This window comes from Candidatus Sordicultor fermentans, assembly GCF_012728195.1.
GTDB lineage: Bacteria > Atribacterota > Atribacteria > Atribacterales > Caldatribacteriaceae > Sordicultor > Sordicultor fermentans.
In genome coordinates this window covers 1-3,902 of sequence record NZ_JAAYFP010000158.1, presented here as the reverse complement: position 1 = coordinate 3,902, position 3,902 = coordinate 1, and the positions used below count along the sequence as shown (strand labels likewise).

Below are 3,902 nucleotides of genomic sequence, written 5' to 3'. Positions count from 1 at the left end.
CCCCTGAATGCTTCTATCACCTTTTGCTTCGTCACCCCTGAGTGTTTCTATCAGGGGTCCACAGTATTTAAGCATTTGGATGCCTCACTAAATTTCAGGCATGACGGATGAGGAAGATTCCCTTCTTGACGTTGACAGCTATAATTTAAAAACGTTGATATATCAAGGAATAAAGCCTCCCTTTTTTGTTTACTCCACTACAGCCTTATTGGGGATAAACTCGGAAGTTCTTACCCCTGGGGTTTAAAGTACCCGAACCCTGTCATTTTCTATGGCAGCCCTTGTTTTTCACACAACTATGCTGGATTCTTGTTTATCATCATGCTGATTAATTTTTCAGGCCAATTTGCATCTGATAAGAATAAAACATGGTGAGCCATAAATTCATCAATCGAGGGAAAATTGGTTTCTCCTTTCCTCAAGTCATCATAGGAAGTTCTGGAGAGGATAAAAGATTCCAACCGTATATTTTTATCACAGAGACTCTTTTCAATCTTTTTTATGGTAACCGTTTCAGGGTCATCATTTTCATCCAAAAAGCCAGCGAATTTTATTTTTTCGCTATTTAATCCTTTGGCGTGTTCCAATCCCTTGGGGTCTATAAAGGCAATGGTTTGTTGACTGCCCTCTTTTATCCACATAATAAAATCAGGGTAGAATCCTGCCCATTGAAGCTGAAAACCCACCCCGGAAAAAGGATAATTTCTTAAAAGATATACCTCAGCCGGAAATTTATCTTTATGTCTTTTCAAGTACTCTCTTAGTTCCACCACAAAGTCTTGTTCACTCTCCACCAGGCCTGCAGGGGAGATTTTGTCTATCTTTTTACTTTGAAGCAATATCGGCACATAGAGAGAGCCATCAAAATAAACTCGTGGCAAATTAGTATTTTCTTCTTTAAGTAATTTCTCTAAATCATTTGCCAGGTCTCTTATCTCCTGGACCAGTTTTTTCTTTCCCTTGTCTATCTGTACTATATAGCCCTGCTTTCCTTCAGAGAGAAGGGATAACGGTAGCTGCCTAACTTTATCATAACGTAAGTTTTTTGTCTCAAAGCGCTTTGCATTCTTCCTATAAAATAAATCCACATATTTTTTAATAATCAGGAGCGCTATATCTTCCAGCCGCTTTCTGTCTTCCTCGTCTTTGATTTCCAAAATTTCGGGAAGAGAGAGGATGGTATATCTATCGGATAAAAGAATGCTTTTGAGCGTATCCCTCTCCAGAACCAAATTCCAGTAAGCTTTCTGTACTTTAAATTCAATTATTTCCTGCCATATCCTTTCCCAATCGAGCAAATCTATAATATCTTCTGAGAATCTCAAATTTTCAACTTCTGGCTTTATCTCTTCTACTTTTATCCCTTCCTCTTTTCTTTCTTTTGAGAGATACATTGATACCCTTGGCAAAAGGTCGATTGTACAATAAATCCTGTTATCGATCTCCAACCTTAAAATTTCTTCTTCTTCAAACTTCTTTTCGGGTTTAGAAAGGGTATAAAGAGTCTCCCATTTTTCCTTGTGTTGAGGCTGGGCAGGTATTTCGATAGTTTCAAACTCTACTTCCTCACGCCTTATTGCTTCTAAAAACTTGCTTAGATAGTCAGCTCTAATTCCATAAATATTGAGCATCTCTAAAAGCTGAACCTGTGAATTCTCGCCACTTCTTTTAAGAGACATGCCTTTACCTTTAAGCCGAACTCCTCTTCCAAATAATTGGATGATCTGAGGACCTTGCCCTTTTCCAATATTTAGCAGTCCCATTGAAGAAACACGCCAGGTATCCCAGCCTTCAATAAATTTCTTTGAGCCAATGAGGATATTTATTTTGGAGCCTTCTTTTTTTATATCATCAAAAAGAGAGCTTGAGAAAACATCCTGCTCTACTAAAATTCCTTTTTTCTCCAGTTGTTTTTTGAAATCCGAGACATCGCCAATATTTATAACTCCAAAATATTCATTTTCTCCCGCCTTTAATCCCAGCTCTCCCTCAGCATTTTTTAACTCATATAATCCCAAACTTCCCTTCCCCCCGAAAATTCTTCGGTACAGGTCATCAAGCTCAATGCCCCTCTTTCTGAGATACTGGAATCTGTCCTGAAACACGTCTTTGCCATCTTCATCTTTTAGGTTTGTATTACCACTTAGAATATTTCCTACCCACTTCCCTACCCAGTCTTCATCGTGAATCACCCTTTTTATAAACTCCACGATCTGAATAACATCAGACTTCTCTTTCCTCCCGGTAACTGTCGTCCCCACAAAGATCCAGAGGGGCTTTTCAAGGTTATATTCCTTTGCCAATTCTTTATTCTCCTCATAAGCAAGGACTTGCTCATAAAAAGACAAAAGGTTGGCCACAAACATCCCTTCCTGAAATTCCTGTTCAGAAATCTTGGTTTGTTTTACATTCAAAACAGAGAAATCTTTGCCATACCCATCGAGATAGAAATATTTATAGGAATAGTCAAAGACGATAGATTTGGCATACTCCTTTAGTGTCTCGGGTTGGCTTTCGCTTAAAATCTGCCCGAATGTTGCGCTGTATTCAAAGACAAAGCCATTTTCAGCAAGCTTATTTCTCAACCTCGCCCATTTTTGCTCTTCTGACTTTTTACCTTTATGTCCTTCATCCACAAAAATGAGATTTCTTCCCTCAAAAACTTCAACTGGAAGCGTTACCCCTCCACCTTTTTTCTCTTCTACAAATTTGGTCATCTCTATAACCAGAACTTCATTTTCGCTCCTCAACCCACCAGCTAAGCTGCCAGTATAAAGCCGGCAAGGAATTCCGCTTCTTTTCAATTCCTCAAAGTGTTGCCTGGAAAGCCCTTCATTGGGAGTGATTAGAATAATATTATCTGGAGAGAACAACCTGTAATTTAAGAATTGATAGTAGTTTATATGCATTATCAGCGTCTTTCCCGAGCCGGTTGCCATCCAGAAAGGAAGCTTTCTCAAATCATCCTCGGTAAATGCATCAATGATTTCAACATCCCGTCCCTGCTTGTAATTCTCCAGAAATTCATTAAGGTCATATAAAAATTCTAGCTTTCTATTTTTAAGATTATCCAGAACAATTTCAGCAAAGAGCACCGCTAAGTATTGGAAATACTTCAGGGTTACAGGCTCACGTCTATAGTTTATTTTTCTCACATAGGATTGAATATTGTCATCATATCTAAGGAGGACATCTTCTTGCAGTTTAAGATTTTCAAAAGATGATCGCAAAACATTTATAAAATTGCTCCTCCCGTCACTATCAACACCAACGGGGGCGTCTTTTAATTTCTCCTGTAAATCTCTAAAATCGCTCACTCCAAATAGTGAAAGCAGGTATTTGTTGAGAACAAGGTATTTTTCTATATTCATTGGCCTTTACTCCATTAAGCTTTTAAACTCTGGTTCGATATAATGGATTTCTACAGTATGTTTGCCGATCTTGGGGGTCAAAACGCTCTGCCCGTTTACATAAACAATATGTGGCGCCCAGGGCTCGATCTCCTTTATGATGAATTCCTTATCTCTCTCCAAATCTTCATTTGTCCAGTTATCGCTATATTCCCTCCAGACTACCGCAACCTCTCTTCCTTCTTTTTCACCAAGAACGAACCAGTATTTTCCTCCGTTGTTTCTTGCCTTTACCTTTTTAACCTTTAATCCCAGAAGGTAGTTAAATGTCTCTGGTATATCCACAATTATTTCCTCTGGCTCGCCGAGTTCTTCAAGGTTAACTTTTAGCTTGTAAACAAAGGGATTTCTGAGCTGGTCAATGTTGAGGAAATAAGAACTTTCCCTGGTTTCACAATCAAGAAAATATTTTAGAAGATATTCGTCCTTAAAAAGTTCTAAGGCCTTTTTGCTTTCTTTGAGTTCAATATTATCAAGACTGTCCTCGTATTG

1 protein-coding gene and 1 pseudogene are annotated in these 3,902 nt (G+C 38.4%); both read right to left on the bottom strand.

Features of this window, described 5'->3' with window-relative positions:
- Positions 1–296: 296 nt before the first annotated feature.
- On the bottom strand, positions 297–3,371 hold the full coding sequence (locus GXZ17_RS08070; protein WP_409376780.1) for a DEAD/DEAH box helicase family protein: 3,075 nt from the start codon (positions 3,369–3,371) through the stop codon (positions 297–299).
- Between the two features lie 6 nt (positions 3,372–3,377).
- Positions 3,378–3,902 (bottom strand): annotated as a pseudogene (locus tag GXZ17_RS08065) (site-specific DNA-methyltransferase); the annotation flags it as partial.